The sequence below is a fragment of the Acinetobacter sp. YH01011 genome (assembly GCF_013420785.1).
Taxonomy (GTDB): Bacteria; Pseudomonadota; Gammaproteobacteria; order Pseudomonadales; family Moraxellaceae; genus Acinetobacter; species Acinetobacter towneri.
Genome location: NZ_VOYG01000010.1, coordinates 1 through 22,017, shown reverse-complemented (window position 1 = coordinate 22,017; position 22,017 = coordinate 1). Strand labels below are relative to the sequence as shown.

Genomic DNA, 22,017 nt, shown 5'->3' with positions numbered 1-22,017 from the left:
GAAAAGTACAAACTAAAAAATGAGCTCGTAGTATTAAAGCGAAAAAATCTCCCAAATAAAGACACATTGGTAATTGAAAAATGAATAAGAACTGCTATAAAACGATTTTTAGTCAAACCCGTGGTGAAATGATTGCTGTTGCAGAAAATGTCGCAGCTGCAGGACAAGCCTCAACACAGAATAATAAAGCGGTTGATCTTGAAACACCAGTCGTTGCTTCTGAAAAAAGTTTAGCTTTAAAAGTTCTTTCATTTTCATTGATGCTGATTACAGGCACTGCCCTGATCAATGCATCTATTGGTGTATCGCACAGCAATGTTGTTGCAGACTCGAATGCGGCAGGCAATCAGCGTCCAACGATATTGAACAGTGCCAATGGCACAACGCAGGTGAATATTCAAACCCCAAGCAAAGCTGGGGTATCGGTGAATCACTACCAGCAATTTGATGTGAATCAGAACGGTGTCATTTTAAATAACAGCCGCCAAAATACTCAAACGCAGCTTGGGGGTTATATCCAAGCCAATCCGTGGCTTGCAGGCGGTGAAGCCAAAGTCATTGTTAATCAGGTGAACGGCAGCAATCCAAGTCACTTAAATGGCTATGTAGAGGTCGGTGGACGTAAAGCAGATGTGATCATTGCCAACCAAGCTGGGATTAATGTCGATGGTGGCGGTTTTATCAATGCAGGTGGGGTGACTTTAAGTACCGCCAATCCGAATATTCAAAATGGACAAGTGACAGGTTATCAAGTCCGTGACGGGGTGATTAACATCACAGGTCAGGGCTTGGATGCCAGTAAAGCCGACTATACCCAGTTACTCAGCCGTGCTGCACAGATCAATGCGGGGATTTGGGCTAAAGAATTGACGGTGGTTGCTGGACAAAATGATATTGAAGTTAATCCGCAGGCTGGTGCGATACAGGCGGCTTCGGGGTTGGCAGGCACTGTGCCACAGTTTGCCATTGATACCAGTCACTTAGGCGGAATGTATGCGGGCAAAATCAGTTTAATCAGTACCGAACAAGGGGTTGGGATTAACAATGCAGGGCAAGTGTTTGCTTCAGCCGGGCATATTAAAATCAGTGCCAATGGCGAGCTGCAAAATAGCGGTGCAGTAGTTGCAGAAAATAAAGTCGATAGCACCCCAGCGAGTTTAAATCTTCAAGCAAAAGATTTAAACAATAATGGCAAGATATTAAGTCTAGGCGATCAACGCATTCAGGCTGAAAACGTCAACAATACCGGCCTCATTAATAGCCAAGGTTTAACTCGTATTGATGCCAGTCAAGGCATCCAAAACGTGGGTACAGGTCAAATCTATGGTGACCATATTGCCCTGCAAGCCGCGCATCTTCTCAATGCAGAACAGCAAACCAATGGCGATGTCAAAGCAGGCACGATTGCGGCACGTCAACGCTTAGATATTGCAGGCGGAAAAATTGAAAACCGAGAACAAGCCTTAATTGCCAGCGAAGGTGCGCTGACTGTTGGTGGACAACTCAATGCAAACCATATGGCAGAAGGCTCTGCCGCATTATTAGACAATGCCAGTGCACGTATTCAATCCGTGGGTGATATGTACTTAGGCGTGGATATTTTGACCAACCGAAATTTGCATTTCAGTTCAAGTGTCAAAGAAATACCAGAAACCCGCAAAGATGTGACCGCTTATCAAGGTGCTGGAAGCGCTGAAATTCTTGATTCATCGCATATTACAGGTCGTGGCAGTTATGACAGCATTTATCTGGATGGTCAAAAATATGAAGACTATACCCGATATATCTACAACCAGTACGAAACCCAACACTATGTGGATTCCAGTGCACCAGCGGAGATTATTTCAGGTGGCACACTGACGCTAAAAGGCCAAAGCCTGACCAATGACAAGAGCCAAATTCTAGCGACGAAAGGCATTAATATTGAACAAAATGAAGTGAATAATATTGATGCTGAGGGTGAGCATCGTGTGATTAAAACGGGGACATCACAGTATCACTATGTAGGTTGGAATACATTAGGTACAAGTAAACGAAGTAAGTGGAACAGTGTTAAACCCTATAATCCAGCTGATATCGTAACGCCAATAAAACTTGATGTGGTGAAATATGATGGTGCTCACCAAGGCACATTAAATGGTGATACCTCAGAACTCAGCTTACCGCTGCAATCCTTATACAGCGTTAATAAAGAAAATAATAACCGCCCTTTGATTGAAAGCAGCGATGCCTTTACCAATTATAAAAATTGGTTAGGCAGTGATTACATGCTGCAAATGTTCGCGACCAACCCACAAAATATGCAAAAACGTTTAGGGGATGGTTATTACGAGCAAAAACTGGTCAATGACCAAATTGCACAACTGACGGGTCAAGTTTATTTAGATGGTTATACGAACTTCGAGGATCAATTCAAAGCCTTGATGGATTCTGGGGTAAGTGCTGCCAAAGATCTTAATTTAAGTGTTGGAGTGAAGCTCTCAGAAGCACAGATTGCTCGATTGACCAGTGATATGGTGTGGCTGGTGACAGAAACCATTACCGTTGATGGCGAAAAAATCCAAGTCTTGGTACCGAAAGTGTATGTTGCGGTACAGTCGGGGGACTTAAACAACAAAGGTGCCTTGATTGCAGGCGAGACGGTCAATTTAAAACTGAGTGGGGATTTAAACAACCAAGGCAGTATTGCTGGACGCCAATTGGTGAGTCTTGAAGCCAATAACATTAATAACGTGGGTGGCTTAATACAAGGTCGAGATGTCTTTGCGACAGCACACACCGATATCAATAATATTGGTGGGACAATGACCGCCAATCAAATCCTTGCCCTTGATGCGGGCCGAGACATTAACAACATCACCACGACGATTAAAACTGAAAATAAGCACGGTTTAAGTGAATTTAGCGCTGAAAACATTGGCCGTGTTGCTGGGCTGTATGTACAAGATGCGGATGGTCAGCTGGTTGCCAATGCCAAGAATAATATCAATCTGACTGCATCAGATCTACAAAGCCAAGGTAGCATTGCGATCCAAGCGGGACAAGACCTGAATCTTTCTACGGTGAATGTCAGTCGCAGTGATTTAAGCTCAGCAGGTGACAAGGATCAGATTCTGAATGCTTCGAGTCGAGATGTAGGGACGCAGATTCAGGCGAAAGGAAATATTTCCCTGCAAAGTGGTGCCAATACTCAGATTAAAGCCAGCACCTTGAACAGTACGTCGGGCAATGTAGTGATTGATGCTGGACAAAATGTCTTGATCGAAAATGGACGAGATGAACGCAGTTCTCAGCTTGCAGCCCATGAAAAAGGTGGCTTCTCTACAACAGATAAAAAAATCCAATCTTCGACCAGTCAATCGATTGCAACCGACATCCAATCGGGTGGCAATATCCTGATCAATAGCCAAACAGGAGATATTCAAGCCACGCACCTGCAAGCTGGTGCGAAAGACAGCATTCAAATTACGGCAAACCAAGGCAATGTAAAACTTTTGTCAGATATTGATACTGATATAAAGAGCACGGAAACAGCCAAGAAAAATACAATTCAATTTAAAAACCGTCAATCAGGATATATCGACGAAGATGTTGCACAAACACAGCTCAAAGCTGGCAAAAATGTTGATATCAATGCCGGTAAAAATATCGAGCTGCAAGCCAATGATATACAAGCTCAAGACAATATTTATATTGGCAATAAACAATTCGAACGCCAAGCGGATGGCAGTTTAAAATCCAAAGATGGTAATGCCCTGCCCGAAAATGTCAGTCTGACGACATTAGAAACCAATGATCAGCAATGGGATGAAACCCAAAAAGGTTATCGTGGCATTGCCAAAGACTTAATGAAAGTGACTGCTGTTGGCTTAGCGGGTATTGAGGCTTTAGCTCCGGGATTAAAAGCACCGAAGATCACGATCGGAGAATCATCGAGCACACGGACTGAGCAAAGAACACAAACAGGGACCGATCTTGGTGCCAATAATGTCTATGTGGGTTCAGCAGGTCAAACGACACTGACCAGTAGCAACATTGATGCACAGAACACGGTCTTAGCGGGCAAAAAAGTCACGCTCGATGCAGCAGAAGAACAACACAAAACTGTTACGTCAAACAGCAAAGAAACGGTACAAGGTCTTGGGGTTAAGCTGAATAAAGACAGCATTCGAGTGGGCGGCTTTGTACTTGAAGACGCAGAGAATACCGTTAAAACTACAGCCACAACGCATAAGTCAGGCAATATCAATACTGAAAATTTAACAATTCAAGGTGCAGAAGGTGTAGATATCCTCGGCCAAAATATCACAGCGACAGGTGATACGATCATTGATCATGGTCGAGGAAATCTTAACATAGGCGGTTATGAAAATAAAACCACCACAGAAGAAAAGACTCATACTGAAACCATCAGTACAGAAGTCGGCATTCGCAATGCCTATTTAGATGCAATCTTAGCGGTAGAAGCTGTTGCAGATGCAACTAAAGCCTTATCTAAAGCTAAAGATGATTATAGCCAAGCACAACGTGACTATGCAGCGGGTCGAATTACCAAAGGAGCCTTAGATGACAGCAAAGCCAATGTCGCAATGGCAACGGCCAATGTGGCAAGTGCACAGATTGCTGTAGGGGCAGCAGCCGCATCTGCGGCTGCAAGCAGTGCAACCTATGGCTTTACTATTGGTGCCAATGGTGAAAGGATTGAAACTACGACGACCACGAATACAGAACAAAGCCAATGGCAAGGTAGCAACTTAGATTTAAATAACCTTCAGCTTAAATCAGAAGGCCAAGACATCAATATCCAAGGCAGCCGAGTGAATGCAACAGGCACCACGACCTTTGATGGCAGCAAAGACCTCAATGTGACTGCAGGCGTCGAGCATAGTAAACAGGACAGCAATAGTAAAACCAATAGCCAAAGTGTGAGCTATACCTATGGCGGTGGCGGCAGTGCTTCAATAGGCAAGCAAACCAGCCAATCACAAAACGAAAGCCTCACCCACGTAAATAGTGAAGTTGTGCTGAATCGTACTGAAGGTGCAATAGACAAACTGAATATTCAGGGCGGTGAGGTTTCTATCGCTGACCGAGGTAATCTACAAGTAAATCAGATCCATGTAGAAAGCTTGCAGGATACAGAGACTAGCAGTAATAGCAGCAAAGGCGGAAATATTGGCTTAGGTTTTGGTTCTAACGGTAAAGCCAGCAATATCAGCGCTGGCTATAACCAAAGTAAGGGCAGCATTGACAGTGCATGGGTAAATGACACTAGTAAGCTGCTGATTGGCAATGCGCAGAACGATGCTGATCTAGATGCGATGGGTGTTAAAAATATTACCAGTATTGGTGGTGTGATTGCCAATGCGACGAAGAATGAAGACGGCACATTAACGGATCACGGTAAGCTGAACTATTCAGGCGAACTTGCGCTGAAAGACATAGAAGATCATAACTACAACAGTAGCAGTGGTTTTAATGTATCAACGACGATAGGCAAAACCACGAACAACAAAGATGGAGAAAAATCCAAATATCCAAACGGTTCAACCACCATTGGCCTTAACAGCAGTGGACAAGAAACAGAACAATTGACTAAGGCAACGATGGGTCAAGGGACTGTTGCAAATGCCTCAGACAGCACCAATCGGGACATTAATAATACGCAAGAAATTACTCGTGACCAAGTGACGGGCATGCTGGATGGTTCTGTGACGGTTGATCAGCGTTTACTGAGTAAGAGTGGACGGGCGGAGATTATTCAAGAGCAGAAGGAATTACCTGAAAATTTCCGTCAAAGTGCTGAAAATATTGTGAAGCAAATGCCTGAGGGAGAATATAAAGAGAAGGCTTTACAAAGTTTAAATAATATACAAGCAAAACTTTATAGTTTACCAGCAGATTTTGAGGGTTTAGAGGAATATGGGCAGCAAGTTGCAGGGGAGCTATTGAAAAATGGTCTTGAAATTAAAGAGGTCGAAAAGATTATAGATACAGATAATTATTGGTATGCAATTCAAAAATTATCTGCTGTCCAAGAACAATTAGATATTTTGAGTCAGAATGGTAGTGGCATTGAACAGATTCTTAATTCTGAGCTCTCTAAAGAGCAACCAATAGTCAACTCAAACTCCTTAATTAGTATATTAGCTGAAAATACAGATAGTTCTCTTGCTGTAAAAGAAACGGATTTACTAGGTTTTAAATTTTTACATGCGGCAGCAGAAATTAGTAAAAATATAGAAAAAATTTCTGTAGATAGTGGTGTTGACATTGAAAAAATACAACTTGCTGCTAGCGTGTTGTTAGGAGGGCCTGTAAAAGCAACAGCAGGATATATAGTTAATCAATTTAGTGGAGAATATATTGATTATGCTACAAATGCGGTATCAGATCATTTAGTAAAATCACTCTACGGACTTTCAGATGGTCTATATGATGATTGGAGTCGGTCTGAAAAAATTAGTGAGTTGAAACAGCTTGGACTAAGCGATGATGATTTTCAACGAAGTCTTAATTATGCGGAATCACTGCAAAATGCAAAGCTAGGTGCTACTTTTATTGTTGGTATAGCTGCTGAGACACTAATTTCAGGGAAAGGAAAAGCTAAAAATAGTGATGAAATATCAGTAAAACCTACTGTTCCTGATTATGTTACTCGTAATGATCATGATTTTTCTGCTACAGAAAATTATAAAGGTAAACCAAAAGCTTACATAAATGACAAAGGTGATTTGGTTGCTGCAAACCCTGAAGGAACAGGATCTGTTCAATCTCATATTAGAGGTGGTAATTCTGAGAATACACCATACATTTCAACAAGTGATCCAGCAATAGCTATTGATTCTAAAAATTATGGTGGTGAGCAAATTAAGATTGATACGAAGCGATTGCAGGAAGATATTGATGCAGGTAAGATTTCTGGTAGTCAGATTGTGACACATACCGAAGTTAGAAAGGAATTACAATCTAAAGTCGATGCAGCTCAGGCGAAATATGATCGTAATCCTAGTAAAAAAAATCGAGATAAATTAAGAGATGCAAATAAAGATTTGAATCATGCTATTAGAGATGGGGAATGCTTAATCAAAGGTTGTGTTCCATCAGAATACATAAAGAAATAGTTTGTAAGGAGTATAGAGTTGGAACAGAAGATTATAGACTTATTAAATGAGATTCCTGATAGTGTCAATTATACAGATATAGCAGAGGACTTAGATGCTGAAGATATTTCAGTTAGCCGTATAGAACAGTTAAGAGAATTATTAACAAATTCGGATGACTATATTGTATTCCAAGCTGCTAAATTGTTGACATTTTGGGGAGATGATTATGGTTTTAATGCTTTAACTGCATTATTTGAAAACAATAAATTAAATGGTTTTATTGATCATAGGCTAAATGGTTATGATGATACATTGCAACATGTTCTTAGAGCATTTATTCGTTATTGGGCTGATAAATCTGACCATGGTCTAGGTACCTTAACAAGAAAAAAATTGTTTCCATATATTGTCAAAATAATAGAGCTTGCTAATACTCAACCTTTTGGAATAGATTCTTTATTTGGTTTAATAATCGATGAGGACTTCAAAGAATATATTCCATTTTTAAAAGAACATTTAATTTCAATCATTGATCATCCAGAAATACATGGTTGGAAAATTCATGATGTTATTGAGTTATTTTTAAAAATTGAACCTGATTTTGTATATAAATTATTGGATGAAAAAGGAAAGACGTTAAAGGATTTTAATTTTTGAAATTAATGTATCGACCAGTATTGGTATTCCACAAAAGGGAACTAAAGAAGCTTCTACAGCTCCAAAAGGTTCAACGACCATTGGTATCAATAGCAGCGGGCAAGAAACAGAACAACTGACCAAGGCAACCTTAGGTCAAGGTACTGTGACGAATGTGAAAGATACGGTAATCCCCCCTAAAAATAATAGGATCTAAAAGTAGAATTTTCTCTTAAGATACGAGCAGGAGATTCTGCATGAAAACATCTAAATTTACTGATAGTCAGATCATGTCCATCTTGAAACAGGCAGAATCTGGCACACCTGTAGCGACCCTTTGCCGTGTACACGGCATGAGTAATGCTACCTTTTATAAATGGCGTGCCAAATATGGTGGTATGGATACATCATTAATGGCTCGACTGAAAGAGCTAGAAGCCGAAAATACCAGACTTAAAAAGATGTATGCGGAAGAGCGATTAAAGGCCGAAATCATCCAGGAAGCGATGGCAAAAAAGTGGTAAAGCCATCTTGCCAGCGTAAGATGGCACAACAGGCAGTTGCCCAGCATGCCATTAGTATTCGTTTGGCTTGTAAAGCATTTGGCATTAGTGAAACCTGCTACCGCTATCAAGCCAAACTCAGCGATGACAATGCACTCATTGCTGAACAGCTCATTGAACTCACTGAGGAAAATTCCGATTGGGGCTTTGGTTTGTGCTTCTCGTATTTACGGCATGTTGAGAGTTGCTGCTGGAATCACAAGCGGGTTTACCGCATTTACTGTGAGTTGGCACTGAATCTGCGTATTAAACCGAGAAGAAGACTAAAACGGCATGCGCCTGAACCATTGAAAGAACCAATCCGAGAAAATCAGGTTTGGTCATTAGATTTTATGCATGATCAGCTTTCCGATGGTCGCAAGTTTCGATTATTGAATGTGATTGATGATTACCGCCGCGAAGGCCTAGCCATTGAAGCAGGGTTCTCATTGCCCACAATCAGGGTTATTCGTACGTTGAATCAATTGCTGGAGTGGAGAGAAAAACCGTTAGTGATCCGATGCGATAATGGTCCCGAATTTATCAGTCACGAATTTGTGCGCTGGGCTACTGAGCATGGTATTCGTATTGAATATATTCAACCGGGTAAGCCACAGCAGAATGCGTATATTGAACGCTATAATCGGACCATACGTTATAGTTGGCTGAGCAAGCATTTATTTGATACTTTGGATGAAGTACAAGATTATGCAACAAACTGGTTGTGGCATTACAACCATGAAAGACCACATCAAGCTAACAAAGGAAAGCCACCTCTAATGGCTGCTTAACCTCTGCTTTTAACTTCGGTTATTTATGGGAGGATTACCATACCACCAACCGTGATATCAACAATACCCAAGAAATTACTCGTGATCAGACCACAGGTATGCTGGATGGTTCAGTAACGATTGATCATCGATTACTGACAGAAGCTGGACGACAGGAGATTATTCAAGAACAGAAGGATTTGCCAGAGAATTTCCGTCAAAGTGCAGAAAATTTAGCACAAGCCTTACCAGCGGGTGAGTATAAAGATAAGGCTTTACAAACACTAAATAATATTCAGGCAAGGCTTTACAATTTACCAAGTGAATATAAAGAAACGGGTGTAGTTGGTGACAAAGTTGCAAGTGAATTGCTCAAACGAGGGATAGAGCCAAAAGAAGTTGAAGCTTTATTTTCTAAATTAGATTTTTTCTATGCAGCAAAAGAGTTTAGTGAAATTCAGAGTCAACTAGATACATTAGCTCAATCTGGTGTTGATTTAGAAACGATTTTTAAACAACCTAAAATAGGCGTAAATGAACAAGAAGTAATTTATGCGAAAGGAACTGACATTGAGACAAAAGTTACGACCCAAACCACAGTTGGTATGACGATATTAAGCAATATTGCTGATTTAGGAAATAATATAAAGCAGATTAGTGAAGATACTGGAGTTGATTTAGGTACTGTTCAACTTGCGGTAGGACTAATGATTTCAGGCCCAGTCCGTTTAGCAATTGAGACAGGAAAATCTTTAGCTTTAGATAGTGCGGTAGGAGCTGAAATAGCTCAAGGATTTGATGCGCTGGCGACATCATTAACTGCCGCCGCTCATGTTACCAATTCAAATACGATTAATAATTGGACTAATTCAGAGAAAGTTAAAGAAATTGAAGCCTCAACATCTGAAAATAAATTAGATGAATTGAAATTTGCAAATGAAATTGAAAAAAATAAACAAGGTGCAGAATATTTAATTAATGCTGTGGCTGGAGTTGTAGGTGCTGGAGTAGGTAAAGGTGTCACTAAGGGGAAAGATGCTGATATTGAAATAAATCAAAAGCAATCTCTTGATGTGGGATGGGTTGATAATTATGGAAATCAAAAGAAAGTCACTGGAGATGGAACCGTGGCTAGAGATCATCAGCCGTCTAAAGCTGCATTATTAAAGAGAGCTGAAGACTTAAAGGAAGCGCCCTTAACTCAAGCAGAGAAAAATCGTATTATTAATGAAGGAATGAGTGTAACTGTACCAAATGAGGTGCATGCCGCAGGTCCAACCTATGCAGGAAAAAATAATAAAGGACTCATTGAAAATGATGCAAATGATTTACAAGCAGCACAAATTAGGGATTCTGAGGCAATGATAGATAATGCAAAAAAATTAACGCCTGAGTACGTTACAAAGTTGCAAGAAGCATGTACTACATTGAGCTGTAAAAATAATGCTGATTATGATAAATTTTTGAAAAATATTATGGATGAGGAGGCGAGAAAGAATGACAAATAAGTTTATTGATCATTTAATATCACTGTTGGGTAAGTCAAATATTGATGAAAAATTAGTTGATTTTTTTGTTAAAAATCAATTTGTGAAAAGTCAAGAGGAAATTAAATTACCAATTTATGATGAAGATGGTGATTTATTGGATGAGTATAATTTTTATATTAGTAAATATGATGAGGGATTGGGTTTTATATTTACTGATGAGTCTTTTTATTTAAATCAGGAGGACAAACCCATAACTGGTGAAAAAATATACTTAACGACTATATTTTTTTATAATGATGGTGTGGAAGGCTTTTCTCAATATAAACAAGAACTGCCATTTAATTTAAAATTTTCAATGAATAAAGCTGAAATTGAAAATATGTTAGGAGTGCCATTATTTATTAAGAATGATGATGGCGTGGTTAGAAGCCAAAAATGGAAAATTGAAGATATTCCATTTACAATATATATTTCATATAACAATATAGGTGAGATTAGATATATTTCATTAAGTATTCCTTACTGATTTAGTTAAAGTCGTTCCTACCCTATTTTGAATAAAAAAGCGGTTCTTTATTTAAAATGGAGCTACATTAATAGTTTTTAAGGTAATCCTTCAATAAATAACCGAAGTTAAAAGTAGAGGTTAAGCAGCCATTAGAGGTGGCTTTCCTTTGTTAGCTTGATGTGGTCTTTCATGGTTGTAATGCCACAACCAGTTTGTTGCATAATCTTGTACTTCATCCAAAGTATCAAATAAATGCTTGCTCAGCCAACTATAACGTATGGTCCGATTATAGTGTTCAATATACGCATTCTGCTGTGGCTTACCCGGTTGAATATATTCAATACGAATACCGTGCTCAGTAGCCCAGCGCACAAATTCGTGACTGATAAATTCGGGACCTGAGATACCGTCTTGGTAGTCAATCAGGTTTTGAGATTATTCGACCACTAAATAATCTCTTCGATAGGCAGTCTGATGTTTTAAAACGCCATAACACAGATGTATAAGCTTGCGCATTGCAGCACCTAAAGCACACATTTTATTTTTACCCTGGCTTAATAATCGTTGATATAAAGCTTCAATGTGTGGATTATATTTAATCGCTGTTAATGCCGACATATACAATACTGAGCGTATTTTACTGTCACCTGCTTTTGATAAGTGACTTTGCTTGTTGACTGAACTGCCAGACAACTGATGTACTGGAACCAAACCTACATATGCAGCAGCTTGACTTGCTTTTTCAAACTTGTGCGAATGAAATAACCCCAACAGTAATAAGCCTGATCGTTCACCGATTGAAGGAATAGTTTGCAGTAATTTCAAATCCTGTTTCAATGTTGGATCTTGATCTATGTGATTATTTATTAACTTATCAATATGTTCAAGTTGCCGATTTAAATAGGCTTTGTTGCATAAACATTTTGCAAGGCACTGATTTTTAAAGGTTTGTGAAAATTTCAACCTAAGAATAAATTTAATAAAATCATATTCTTAGGTATTTGTGCAACAAAGCCGATCCGAATCGGAAGCCAAAAAGCTTTTGGGGCAGATTATTAGGACGGAAGTGAATTCATAGTAACTGTCCAAATGAAAGAAGAATCAGTGTCCTTTACGATAAGAATATGCAATTTATCTAAGAATTATATTGCTGAATAAGCTTTTAAGAATATAGGTTTGGGCAATAAAGCCTTTAAATTCTATTACTGAATAAACCCTAAGTGGCCGATTTGGAATAGGAATGAGTGGTAGGGTGCGAATAGGAATAGGTGGTAGGTTTATGCTGGAATATGCATTGAGTCCAATCCTTGATCGTGGAGACTATTGTATTAGAAACAATAGCAGACCTAAAAGGCTTTACTGGTATCCATTGATTATTCAATAACATTAAATAGAGCCGTGAGACGTTGAAAGGCTCACAGAGTGGGAGGTAAAGTATATCCTCATCTCTCGTAAAACAGCTGACGAAGTCCGAGATAGAATCATTGCGTCAAAAAAAACGTGATATTTGAGAACTAAAAAAGAAGTGGTACTCCTACTGGTTACTAAAATTAAAGTATATTGAATAATAAATTTATAAAACAATACTTTACAAATCTATATGATGCGTAGTGTACGCATCATACATAAAGCGTTCTATTTTGATATAATTGATCCAATCAACCCATTGTTAGGTTTCATTTAAATTCCATGAGTCTTACTGAAATTAAAGTTCGCCAAGCTCATTGTAAGGAAAAAACCAGTTTTTTATCCGATGAAGATGGGCTTAGCCTGAAGATTGAGCCGAGTGGAAGAAAATCTTGGTGCTATCGCTATACAGATCCACAAACTAAAAAACGTCGACGCATTCAGTTAGGTCGTTATCCTGATTTATCGCTGAAAAAGGCACGACAAGTCAGAGATGACTTTAAAGACAATGATTTCTGTTTTGAACAAGATACTGCCTCTAATGTCATCACCTTTGGTAAGGTCGGGGAGGAGTGGTTACAGTTCAAACTGAAAAATGCCTTCAACGATCTACCCCGCTGTGGTGTACTACAGTTAGCAGAAAGATGCTTACAGCAAGATATTTATCCAGACCTTCAGGATCTACCTTTTCAAAACATCAAGCGTTATGACCTGGTTTCAGTAATCAAAAAAATAGAGGGACGCCAAGTAAAAGAACCTGTCAAGAAAGCTTGTAGTTATTTGAACCAAATTTATGACTACGCTGTAGCGATGGGTTATTGTGAATTCAACATCGCGCATGGTTTAAATAAAATCGCCATTAACAGTAAAATCAAGAAAAATTATCCGTATTTGAAAGCGGAGGATATATCTGATTTTAAGTATAAATTACAAAAATTGGATGCCCATCCGATTATTAAAAAAGCACTGCTGTTCAAATTACATACTGGCGTGCGAGGGGCTGAATTGTTATTGGCTGAGCCTCATCATTTTGATTTAAATGAAAAAGTCTGGAAAATACCTGCCTTGCATATTAAACAGTTTCGACGAAAAGTCATATTAGGCCATGAGATTCCCGACTTCTTAGTTCCACTTTCAGATCAGGCTTTAGATATTTTAAAAGACGTCATGCAATGGTCATACGGTGAAAAGTACATTTTTGCTAGCCCACGGAAACATAATCAACCGATTCATTTTAATACATTAAATATGGCTATACGTAAGATGGGCTATGGAAAACATCAATTATCCTCTCATGGACTACGTTCCACTTTTAGTACCATTTTGAATGACTCAGGTTTGTTCCAGGATAACTGGATTGAGGCACAACTTTCACATATTGATAAGAACCGTACCCGTGCCAGCTATAATCACGCTGACTATTTAGCCCAGCGGACTGAAATGATGCAGTGGTGGGGTGATTATTTAAGTACTGCTAAGTGAAAATCGTACTTTTATACATAGACTTAAAACATTATGGGGTTTCAAATGGATAGTAAACAATATACTTGCCGTGTTACATGGTCAGCAGAATATAATGAGTATGTTGGGTTGTTCGAACCACAAGCACTAGCCATTTGTTGTAATTCAGCTTTAAGCGCCCTTAATTCTTTCATGCGTTTATTCACTAGTGCAAGTTGCTGATCAATTAATGCATTAACGCTAGAGCAGCTTTCTTCTGGCTTATTTTTTAATTCGATAAGACGTTTAATATCATTGAGTGATATATCTAGGCTGCGACAATGCTTTACGAATTCCAATTGTTTAAGTGCTTTGCTATCATACAGCCTGAAATTACCTTCTGAACGATTTGGATTTAACAGAAATCCTTCTCTTTCATAATATCTAATCGTTTGTATTGAACAGCCCGATTTTTTTGACAATTCGCCTATTTTCATCAATTTCCCCCAGACATTTGACTCTATAGTTACTATAGAGTCTATAGTATAAGTATGCAACGAAAAGGATATATAAAAAATGACTGAGAAATATTTAAACAATACGAATATCGTTAATTTTGAACACAAAGATATCCAATCCTTGATCGATCAACGTAGGTGGAAAAACTTGGATAACTTCAACAAAATTGGTGCCGCTTATCAGTTTGTAAAAGATGAGATTTTCTTTGGTTATAATGAAAGCGATGATATTGCAGCAAGCGATGTGCTAGCAGATGGTTATGGACAATGTAATACTAAGGGTAATCTGTTAATGGCACTATTGCGTGGACTAGGCATTCAATGCCGATTTCATGGGTTTACCATAGACCAGCAACTACAAAAAGGTGCTATCCCAAGCTATGTATTTTGGTTAGCACCTAAATACATCATTCATAGTTGGGTAGAAGTTTACTTTGAAGGGCGTTGGATAAACTTAGAGGGCTTTATATTGGATGAGCAATACTTAAGCTCTCTACAGGAGAAATTTGACCAAGTAAAAGATGATTTTTGTGGTTATGGTGTTGCAACAAAGTGCTTTTCATCACCAGATACAGATTGGCGTGGAGAAAATACCTATATTCAAAAAGAAGGTATTCATGATGACTTTGGGCTTTATGATTCCCCTGATGAGTTCTATCTCGAAAAAGGGACTAACTTGTCGGGGTTCAAACGCTGGATATATCAACGCTTGATACGTCACTTGATTAATATGAATGTATCAAAACTAAGAAATAGAAAAGTACTAGAGGTACAAAATGCACAACCATAATCATAGTCATCAACATGGTAAAGATGACCGTATTGGTTGGGCATTTTTCCTTAATGTGACATTCACTATTATCGAATTTATAGGTGGTTGGCTCACTAACAGTACGGCGATAATGGCAGATGCAGTTCACGATCTTGGTGATAGTCTTTCAATAGGTTTTGCGTGGATTTTAAGTCGTTTTTCAGATAAAGAAGCATCAGATAAGTTTAGTTATGGTTATCGTAGACTTACTCTCTTTGGCGCATTGATAAACAGTATTGTTTTAATCATTGGCTCAATTTGGATTTTATTTGAAGCAATTCCAAAGCTGTCCAATCCTGAAATGCCTGTAGTCGAGGGGATGTTAGGGCTAGCGATACTCGGCGTTGCCGTTAACGGATATGCTGTATTAAAATTAAAAGCGGGTGAAACATTAAATGAGAAAGTGCTGACATGGCACCTTCTTGAAGATGTACTTGGATGGGTTGCCGTTCTTATAGTCTCTATCGTACTGTTGTTCGCTGAACTGCCGATATTAGATCCCCTTTTATCAATAGGGTTCACGCTGTTCATCTTGTTTAATGTTTTCAAAAACCTGAAATCAACACTCGTTTTATTTCTTCAAGCTGCACCCGATAAAGAGACTCAAAAGCGTATTAAACTATCACTAATGGAATTTCCTGAAGTTAATGGTATCCACCACATGCACTTTTGGTCACTAGATGGTGAAAGTCACGTTTTAACAGCGCACCTTGAGCTGAGTGACAACTTTGACGTTAAAGAATTAATTAGGCTTAAACAAGAAGTTGCAGCTAAATTATCTTCCTATCATTTATCGCATACAACGATAGAGTTTGAGTTTTTAAATGAAAATTGTCGGGATGAAGCGCAGTAAGCTTTATCAATAAAATGTTGGGCATACAATATTAAAAGCAGCTTAATTAGGCATAACCTAGTAATTAAGCTGCTTTTTTTGATTTTAAATTTCGTCGGATTGCTGTTTGCTACTCTCAGAGCCATGCGCCCATTGATATAAAATAGGCAATACAAACAAAGTTAAAATTGTAGAAGATACAATACCGCCGATAACAACTGTTGCTAGTGGTCGTTGTACTTCTGCACCAATTCCAGTGTTTAACGCCATTGGAATAAAACCTAAACTTGCGACCAGTGCCGTCATTAAAATAGGTCTTAAACGAATGATGTGCTGAGTTTCCATCATTGTCTTGGCTTGATGCGGATCAGTCTAAAGCATTCTCAGGAATAGAGGAGCTCGTTGCTGATGTTGTCGCTGATATGATTAGCAATAATGAAAAAGTTCCTACACCACTCTCCGGGAAAATATAGTAGGCAGTTTGTTGTCCTTGTTCTCAGTGGTTCAACAAAAACTAGCCCTCGAAGCCGCAGAACGTGGCGTGGACATAAATTGTTTAGTATCAGTAAAAAGAGCGATGTAATTTTAGTACGAGTGAGTGATAGAGCAGGAACCTATGCTTCATATATTCAGTAAATGGTATGTTTTTGAATTAATAGGTATTTTTAAATAAAGCTTTCTTTGATTTAGTGCTTTTTATTTAATAAATTAATTTTAAAAACAACTTAGGCTAATTGATAAACACTATCTGGAAAGATTAAAAGAAAATATTTTTTAATTTCTGCTAATTCATTTAAGGCAGGTTCCCTTTCAAGCAGTTGAAATGTCCAAATAAGTACAGCCTGATGATTATCATAGCAAGTATTTACTCCAAGAAAATTAGCCATTCCATAACTTCTATTGATGTTCATTTCTTTAATTAATTGATTTCCTAAGTCACGAGCTTGCTGGCTGATCAATAACTCATTTGGTAACACGGCGGTCATCTCCACAAAATAATCTAATGCAGGTTCAATCCTTATATTTAAAAAGTTATAATTTAGTTGAAATGGATAAAATATACTTTCTATAAGTTGTAATAACCTGCTGTAGGTTAATTTTAGCAAAGTATTACTCAGTCAACAACTTCAAATAACCCACAGCAAGTTATTTTTTGTAAATTAATTTAAATATGATTACTTGTAAGTTATCTAGCCTCATGGGCGATAGAAAAATTTTAAAATTAAGTGAAGTGGTGCATGCAACAGGTATCAATCGCAACACGCTCACAAGTATGTATTATGACCGTGCTGTACGTATTGAATTACCAGTCGCCGATAAGTTGTGTAAGTACTTTAACTGTACGATGAATGATTTGTTTGAGTTTAAGGAAGAAGTTGAAGAAAAAGATTAACTTAATACTTCGTTTGATAAGTTTTTCGAAGAAAAAGACTAGCCAATACTTAGTTTGATAAGTTTTTCTCTGCAGATCTAATATTGAATTTTATAAAATATCATTACAAACAGAGGTGGTTCCACTTGTTTGAACAACTAAAAGCGTATTTATAAGTGATATTCCGCTCTAGTTAAGCCACCTTGTTTTGTTGGGGTAGCTGATCATAGTAAAACTCATTTGGTGTCATTTTGTCTAGACTCGAATGAGGTCGTTTCAGATTATAAAACTCAAAATATGCACTCAATTGCTTTTTCGCATCTGTGACACTGCTATAAGCTTTGAGATACACCTCTTCATATTTAACGCTCCGCCATAATCGTTCAACCATCACATTATCTACCCATCGACCTTTACCATCCATACTGATTTGAATGCCATTTGATTTCAATACATCAATAAATGCATCACTGGTGAACTGACTGCCTTGGTCTGTATTCAATATTTCAGGTGATCCATATTTTTCAATCGCTTCATTTAAAGCCGAAATACAAAAATCCACCTCCATACTAATCGATACCCTATGCGCAAGTACCTTGCGGCTATGCCAATCAATCACAGCACATAAATAAACAAAGCCTTTTGCCATAGGGATATACGTTATATCAGTAGACCACACTTGATTACTGCGCTGAATAGCCAATCCTTTGAGCAGATATGGATATTTACGGTGAGCTTGATTAGCCTGGCTTAAATTTGGTTTGCAATATAACGCCTGAATACCCATTTTCTTCATTAAAGTACGTGTATGACGTCGTCCTATATGATGCCCTTGACGATTCAACAAATCACGCATCATACGACTGCCTGCAAAAGGATATTGCATATGTAATTCATCAATACATCGCATCAGCTTCAGATCTGATGAGCTAACAGGTTTTGGGCGATAATAATAACAACCACGAGAGACTTTCAGTAACTTAGCTTGTTTAGATACTGAAATCTGAAGTGAGTGATCGATTAACTTTTGTGGTTGAAGCGGCCCAGTTTCTTCAACACACCTTCTAAAAAATCAATTTCTAATGCCTGCTCACCGATTTTTGCATGTAACTTTTTAAGATCAATGGGAGGTTCTGATGGAGCTTTTGATTGATCGAAAGCTTGTGAGGAAGCTGAGATCAATTGATTTTTCCAGTCAATAATTTGGTTTTGATGAACATCAAACTCAGAACTCAATTCAGCAAGTGTTTTTTCTGCTTTGATCGCAGCAAGTGCTACCTTAGCCTTAAAGTCGTTTGAATGATTTCTTCTTGGTCTACGTGCCATAAAATACTCCATATATTGATGTTTATAACATCATTTGAGGAGCAGAGTATCACTTATAGGAGTTGTTCAAATTTCCGGATCCATCTCTAAGTGAGGAGGAAATGACTCTTACTATTCAGATGTTGTTTCAAGCTTTTTTTGATTGATAGAGTTTTATGTATTAAACTCTATATTGAAAGTAAATATATTGTAAAAATAGTATGTTATTTACTAATTGATTAAATTATTTACACTTATTCTGTATAATGCTCTATGAATTCATTACTTATTTTTTTAAATTAAAAATCATATGCAAAGCTTAAATGATGAAGAGTGTCGCCAAGTTGAAAGTGTAAAACAGCTTTTACAAAAAAATTTTAAAGATAAGCTTTATGCTATTTATTTATATGGTTCGTATGTTGATGGTGGTTTAAAACATAAAAGTGATCTTGATATTTTAGTTATTATTGAACGTGAAATTACCGATCAGGAAAGAAAACAATTAGCGCAGAATTTTCTAAATATATCTGTTCCGATTGGTCATGCTACAGCGCGTGCCTTAGAAATTACGATATTAGAAAAAGGGAGTATTACCAATAAAAATCATCCATATACATATCAGCTACAATATGGCGAGTGGTTGAGAGAAGAATTACTCAAAGGTGAATTACTTTATAGTCAATCTGATCCAGATATTAGTATTTTACTTAAAACTGCCCAATTACATAACATTACTATCTTTGGACCTGATATTTGCGATTGGTTAAATCCAATTAGCTATGAACAATTAATATTTGCCATGCAAAAAACTTATCCACAAATTATTGCTCATTGGAAAGACGATCAGGATGAATGTAATCAAATTTTAGCGCTATGCCGTATAGCTTATACATTAGATCATAAAACAATAGTTGCCAAGGATGTTGCTGCGACATGGTTTTTAGAATTCTTAAGTCAGATAGATCAAGACATTTTGCAACTCATAATAGATGAATATATTGGGCAAGGTCATGAGCAATGTTGGTTAGTTTTACATGATCAGCTTGCTAAAATTGTTAAAGAATTACAGCATAAAATTGAACCACTACTTTTTAACTGATGTGGAAGTAATGGATATGCTTCTTAGATTATTACCTCACTATATCTCTAAATACCGAAGAGACTTGATATTGCAAAGGGGGGCGTGGTTGGAGTTGCATGAAGATTTTAAATAAAAGCGGAGGAACTAGGGTAAAAGTTGCCAAAAAGTTTCTTCTGAAATGACTTTTATATTATGACGTTTAAGCAAAGCGGAGGTAACTCCATTGCCATAGATCTTATTCCCATTAAATTGACCATCGTAAATCATTGAACTACCACATGAAGGGCTATTTTCTTTAAGCACTACCAGAGTAGCTTTTAATAATTGAACTTTTTTTAAAGTTCTATATGCCCCTTCAATATAGATTGAAGTCACATCCTTTCCTGATTTTTCAATTACACAGGCTTTTCCATCTAAGACATCATCGCCATTACCTCCCGAAATCTCGGCAGGTTCGCGTGGTGTTGATAAACCGCCAAGAATCTCTGGACATACCATAGTAGCTTTTCCATCTTTGACTAATTTTTCGATTTTTTCGTTTAAGCTATGCGTCCCGTTATAACGTACCTTTAAGCCAGCCAGACAAGAACTTACTAAAATCATATTTCCTCTATGAAAAAGATATGTATCGATTTGCTATTTAGCCAGTACCTATTATTTTTTAAAATTAATAGGTTAGTGCTATGGATAAAACAAGAATTTAAATATGATCAATGCAAAGTGAGTTATTTTTTTTCTAACCCACAAAGCTTATAGATTAGTTTGATCCTTTTTGTTTAGAAAATTTATCAACAGTGATGTGTGCTGAATTAGCAGGAGACTTTCACTTGGGAGATTCTAGGCAGCTAACCGATAAAAGTCTTCTGCCATTTGATTTGGTGTCTTAAAATCCAAGCCTTTTTGAATTCTTCGCTGATTATAAAATAACTCTATATATTTTGTAATATCCGCTTTGGCTTCTTCCCTTGTTTTGTAGTTGCGATGATGGACTAGTTCATTTTTGAGTATGCCCCAGAAACTCTCTATCGGTGCATTATCAAAGCAGTCGCCTTTTTTGCTCATTGAACCCTGAAAATCAAATTTCTCAAGTAAGTTTCGATATTCATTACTGCAATATTGGCTGCCTCTATCTGAATGTACAATGAGATCTTTAGCAGGTTTCTGATTGCGAATAGCCATATTCAATGCATCACAAACAAGCTTGGCTGTCATGCGCTCATTTAAGCTATAGCCAACAACCTGTTTCGTGTAAAGATCTTTGACAGCTGCCAAGTACAACCAGCCCTCAGCCGTCCAAATGTAGGTAATGTCACTCGACCACGCAAGATTAGGCTTCGTCATTGAAAACTGTTGCTTGAGTAAATTGTCATAAATAGAACGGTTGTGATCACTGTTCGTGGTTCTTTTGAAACGCTTATGGCGCTTACAATACAACTGATTTGATTTTTTTATTTGGCGCACAGCATACGTACTTATTTTGATACCTTGCGCTTGTAAATGCTTGGTTAATCGAACATAGCCATAGCTTTGTTTGGTTTCTTCATGGGCTATTTTGACCAAAATTGTCTGCTGATTTCGCTGAATTGATCTTTTACTCATGCCTCGCTTTAGCCAATCATAAAAGCGAGAAACGGATACACGAAGTAATCGAGCCATTAAAATAATCGGAAATAAGTGGCTTTGCGATTTCATATAGGCGTACCTCACTGACTTTCTTTGGCAAAGTACGCTGCTGCCTTTTTTAAAAATTCACGTTCCATTTCAGCTGTTTTGAGCTGTTGTTTAAGCTTCTTATTTTCTTCGAGTAAGGCGTTTAGATCGGGCGAATACTGTTTTGTGCCTGCTAAAGTTCCAGCCTTTGCTTTGTTATTCCAGTTCGAAAGGGTTTGCATTGAAATGCCAAGTTGTCTAGCGGATTCCGATACATTACCTTGGTTCTCTTCAATGGCTTTTATGGCTTCAGCTTTAAATTCTGCGGTGTAAGTCTTCTGTTTCTTGCTCATGGTAAACTCCTAATGAGTATGTATAGTTTACCAAGTTAAACCCTCCTGTTTTTTAAGCACACATCAATAGAGTGGGAGTGACGGGCACTGGCTGGCAATGTCTAGCAACGGCAGGCATTTCGGCTGAGGGTAAAAGAACTTTCCGCTAAGCGATAGACTGTATGTAAACACAGTATTGCAAGGACGCGGAACATGC

15 protein-coding genes and 5 pseudogenes are annotated in these 22,017 nt (G+C 37.9%); 12 read left to right on the top strand and 8 right to left on the bottom strand.

Translation table 11 applies throughout. The annotated features are described in order from the left end of the window. The first annotated feature begins 80 nt into the window (after window positions 1-80). From FTT78_RS08185 to FTT78_RS08165, 5 genes are all read left to right on the top strand, one after another. Window positions 81-7,124 carry a hemagglutinin repeat-containing protein gene (locus tag FTT78_RS08185; RefSeq protein ID WP_179994266.1) on the top strand — a complete coding sequence of 2,348 codons (7,044 nt, stop codon included), beginning with the start codon at window positions 81-83 and terminating at the stop codon, window positions 7,122-7,124. A gap of 18 nt (window positions 7,125-7,142) precedes the next feature. Further along, complete coding sequence (locus tag FTT78_RS08180; RefSeq protein WP_154320123.1) at window positions 7,143-7,763, top strand: hypothetical protein; 621 nt, start codon at window positions 7,143-7,145, stop codon at window positions 7,761-7,763. A gap of 236 nt (window positions 7,764-7,999) precedes the next feature. Beyond that, window positions 8,000-9,075, top strand: a protein-coding gene (locus FTT78_RS08175) for an IS3 family transposase (protein ID WP_179991387.1) whose coding sequence is annotated in 2 segments (ribosomal slippage) — window positions 8,000-8,252 and window positions 8,252-9,075 — 1,077 coding nt in all. Because the reading frame shifts where the segments join, the coding sequence is not laid out codon by codon here. A gap of 98 nt (window positions 9,076-9,173) precedes the next feature. Continuing rightward, window positions 9,174-10,562, top strand: a complete 1,389-nt coding sequence (locus FTT78_RS08170; RefSeq protein ID WP_179991388.1) for a hypothetical protein — start codon at window positions 9,174-9,176, stop codon at window positions 10,560-10,562. Beyond that, window positions 10,552-11,070, top strand: a complete 519-nt coding sequence (locus FTT78_RS08165; protein WP_179989170.1) for a hypothetical protein — start codon at window positions 10,552-10,554, stop codon at window positions 11,068-11,070. Before FTT78_RS08170 ends, FTT78_RS08165 begins: the two co-directional genes overlap by 11 nt. A gap of 120 nt (window positions 11,071-11,190) precedes the next feature. Here the strand turns inward: FTT78_RS08165 and FTT78_RS08160 are convergent. Both FTT78_RS08160 and FTT78_RS08155 read right to left on the bottom strand, forming a co-directional pair. Then, window positions 11,191-11,454, bottom strand: a pseudogene (locus tag FTT78_RS08160) (integrase core domain-containing protein); the annotation flags it as partial. A gap of 33 nt (window positions 11,455-11,487) precedes the next feature. After that, window positions 11,488-11,964 (bottom strand): annotated as a pseudogene (locus FTT78_RS08155) (transposase); the annotation flags it as partial. Window positions 11,965-12,454: 490 nt separating this feature from the next. On the opposite strand from FTT78_RS08155, the pseudogene FTT78_RS13525 reads away from it, so the two are divergent. Both FTT78_RS13525 and FTT78_RS08150 read left to right on the top strand, forming a co-directional pair. Further along, window positions 12,455-12,556, top strand: a pseudogene (locus FTT78_RS13525) (recombinase); the annotation flags it as partial. A 185-nt stretch (window positions 12,557-12,741) separates the two neighbouring features. Beyond that, entirely contained in the window at window positions 12,742-13,941 is a 1,200-nt protein-coding gene (locus FTT78_RS08150) for an integrase arm-type DNA-binding domain-containing protein (protein ID WP_005245164.1), read from the top strand. 41 nt (window positions 13,942-13,982) lie between these two features. Here FTT78_RS08150 and FTT78_RS08145 read toward each other — a convergent pair whose 3' ends face one another. Then, entirely contained in the window at window positions 13,983-14,396 is a 414-nt protein-coding gene (locus FTT78_RS08145; protein ID WP_179989169.1) for a Cd(II)/Pb(II)-responsive transcriptional regulator, read from the bottom strand. Between the two features lie 79 nt (window positions 14,397-14,475). On the opposite strand from FTT78_RS08145, the gene FTT78_RS08140 reads away from it, so the two are divergent. Both FTT78_RS08140 and FTT78_RS08135 read left to right on the top strand, forming a co-directional pair. Beyond that, complete coding sequence (locus FTT78_RS08140) at window positions 14,476-15,207, top strand: transglutaminase family protein (protein WP_005245162.1); 732 nt, start codon at window positions 14,476-14,478, stop codon at window positions 15,205-15,207. Continuing rightward, complete coding sequence (locus FTT78_RS08135) at window positions 15,194-16,081, top strand: cation diffusion facilitator family transporter (protein WP_127800877.1); 888 nt, start codon at window positions 15,194-15,196, stop codon at window positions 16,079-16,081. The genes FTT78_RS08140 and FTT78_RS08135 overlap by 14 nt, the downstream gene beginning before the upstream one ends. 84 nt (window positions 16,082-16,165) lie before the next feature. Here FTT78_RS08135 and FTT78_RS08130 read toward each other — a convergent pair. Further along, window positions 16,166-16,390, bottom strand: a pseudogene (locus FTT78_RS08130) (efflux RND transporter permease subunit); the annotation flags it as partial. Between FTT78_RS08130 and FTT78_RS08125 the strand changes: the two are divergent. Continuing rightward, window positions 16,390-16,533 (top strand): annotated as a pseudogene (locus FTT78_RS08125) (antitoxin HicB); the annotation flags it as partial. The pseudogenes FTT78_RS08130 and FTT78_RS08125 sit on opposite strands and share 1 nt — an antisense overlap. A gap of 252 nt (window positions 16,534-16,785) precedes the next feature. Here the strand turns inward: FTT78_RS08125 and FTT78_RS08120 are convergent. Then, entirely contained in the window at window positions 16,786-17,037 is a 252-nt protein-coding gene (locus tag FTT78_RS08120) for a hypothetical protein (protein WP_004658363.1), read from the bottom strand. 194 nt (window positions 17,038-17,231) lie between these two features. On the opposite strand from FTT78_RS08120, the gene FTT78_RS08115 reads away from it, so the two are divergent. Then, complete coding sequence (locus FTT78_RS08115; RefSeq protein WP_004658364.1) at window positions 17,232-17,453, top strand: helix-turn-helix transcriptional regulator; 222 nt, start codon at window positions 17,232-17,234, stop codon at window positions 17,451-17,453. Window positions 17,454-17,625: 172 nt separating this feature from the next. Here the strand turns inward: FTT78_RS08115 and FTT78_RS08110 are convergent. Continuing rightward, a protein-coding gene (locus FTT78_RS08110; RefSeq protein WP_099046175.1) for an IS3-like element ISAba14 family transposase occupies window positions 17,626-18,770 on the bottom strand; the annotation gives its coding sequence in 2 pieces (ribosomal slippage) (window positions 17,626-18,506 and window positions 18,506-18,770; 1,146 coding nt in all). Between the two features lie 277 nt (window positions 18,771-19,047). Here FTT78_RS08110 and FTT78_RS08105 point away from each other — a divergent pair. Next, complete coding sequence (locus FTT78_RS08105; protein WP_038350081.1) at window positions 19,048-19,836, top strand: aminoglycoside adenylyltransferase domain-containing protein; 789 nt, start codon at window positions 19,048-19,050, stop codon at window positions 19,834-19,836. A 126-nt stretch (window positions 19,837-19,962) separates the two neighbouring features. Here the strand turns inward: FTT78_RS08105 and FTT78_RS08100 are convergent, their stop codons facing one another. Both FTT78_RS08100 and FTT78_RS08095 read right to left on the bottom strand, forming a co-directional pair. Beyond that, window positions 19,963-20,421, bottom strand: a complete 459-nt coding sequence (locus tag FTT78_RS08100) for a DUF523 domain-containing protein (protein WP_077170035.1) — start codon at window positions 20,419-20,421, stop codon at window positions 19,963-19,965. A gap of 234 nt (window positions 20,422-20,655) precedes the next feature. After that, window positions 20,656-21,821, bottom strand: a protein-coding gene (locus FTT78_RS08095) for an IS3 family transposase (protein WP_119285041.1) whose coding sequence is annotated in 2 segments (ribosomal slippage) — window positions 20,656-21,563 and window positions 21,563-21,821 — 1,167 coding nt in all. Because the reading frame shifts where the segments join, the coding sequence is not laid out codon by codon here. Between the last annotated feature and the right edge of the window lie 196 nt (window positions 21,822-22,017).

Coding starts and splice junctions, on each gene's coding strand:
- FTT78_RS08185 (WP_179994266.1), top strand. CDS start 81: ATGAATAAGAACTGCTATAAAACGATTTTTAGTCAAACCCGTGGTGAA.
- FTT78_RS08170 (WP_179991388.1), top strand. CDS start 9,174: ATGCTGGATGGTTCAGTAACGATTGATCATCGATTACTGACAGAAGCT.
- FTT78_RS08165 (WP_179989170.1), top strand. CDS start 10,552: ATGACAAATAAGTTTATTGATCATTTAATATCACTGTTGGGTAAGTCA.
- FTT78_RS08150 (WP_005245164.1), top strand. CDS start 12,742: ATGAGTCTTACTGAAATTAAAGTTCGCCAAGCTCATTGTAAGGAAAAA.
- FTT78_RS08145 (WP_179989169.1), bottom strand. CDS start 14,396: ATGAAAATAGGCGAATTGTCAAAAAAATCGGGCTGTTCAATACAAACG.
- FTT78_RS08140 (WP_005245162.1), top strand. CDS start 14,476: ATGACTGAGAAATATTTAAACAATACGAATATCGTTAATTTTGAACAC.
- FTT78_RS08135 (WP_127800877.1), top strand. CDS start 15,194: ATGCACAACCATAATCATAGTCATCAACATGGTAAAGATGACCGTATT.
- FTT78_RS08115 (WP_004658364.1), top strand. CDS start 17,232: ATGATTACTTGTAAGTTATCTAGCCTCATGGGCGATAGAAAAATTTTA.
- FTT78_RS08105 (WP_038350081.1), top strand. CDS start 19,048: ATGCAAAGCTTAAATGATGAAGAGTGTCGCCAAGTTGAAAGTGTAAAA.
- FTT78_RS08100 (WP_077170035.1), bottom strand. CDS start 20,421: ATGATTTTAGTAAGTTCTTGTCTGGCTGGCTTAAAGGTACGTTATAAC.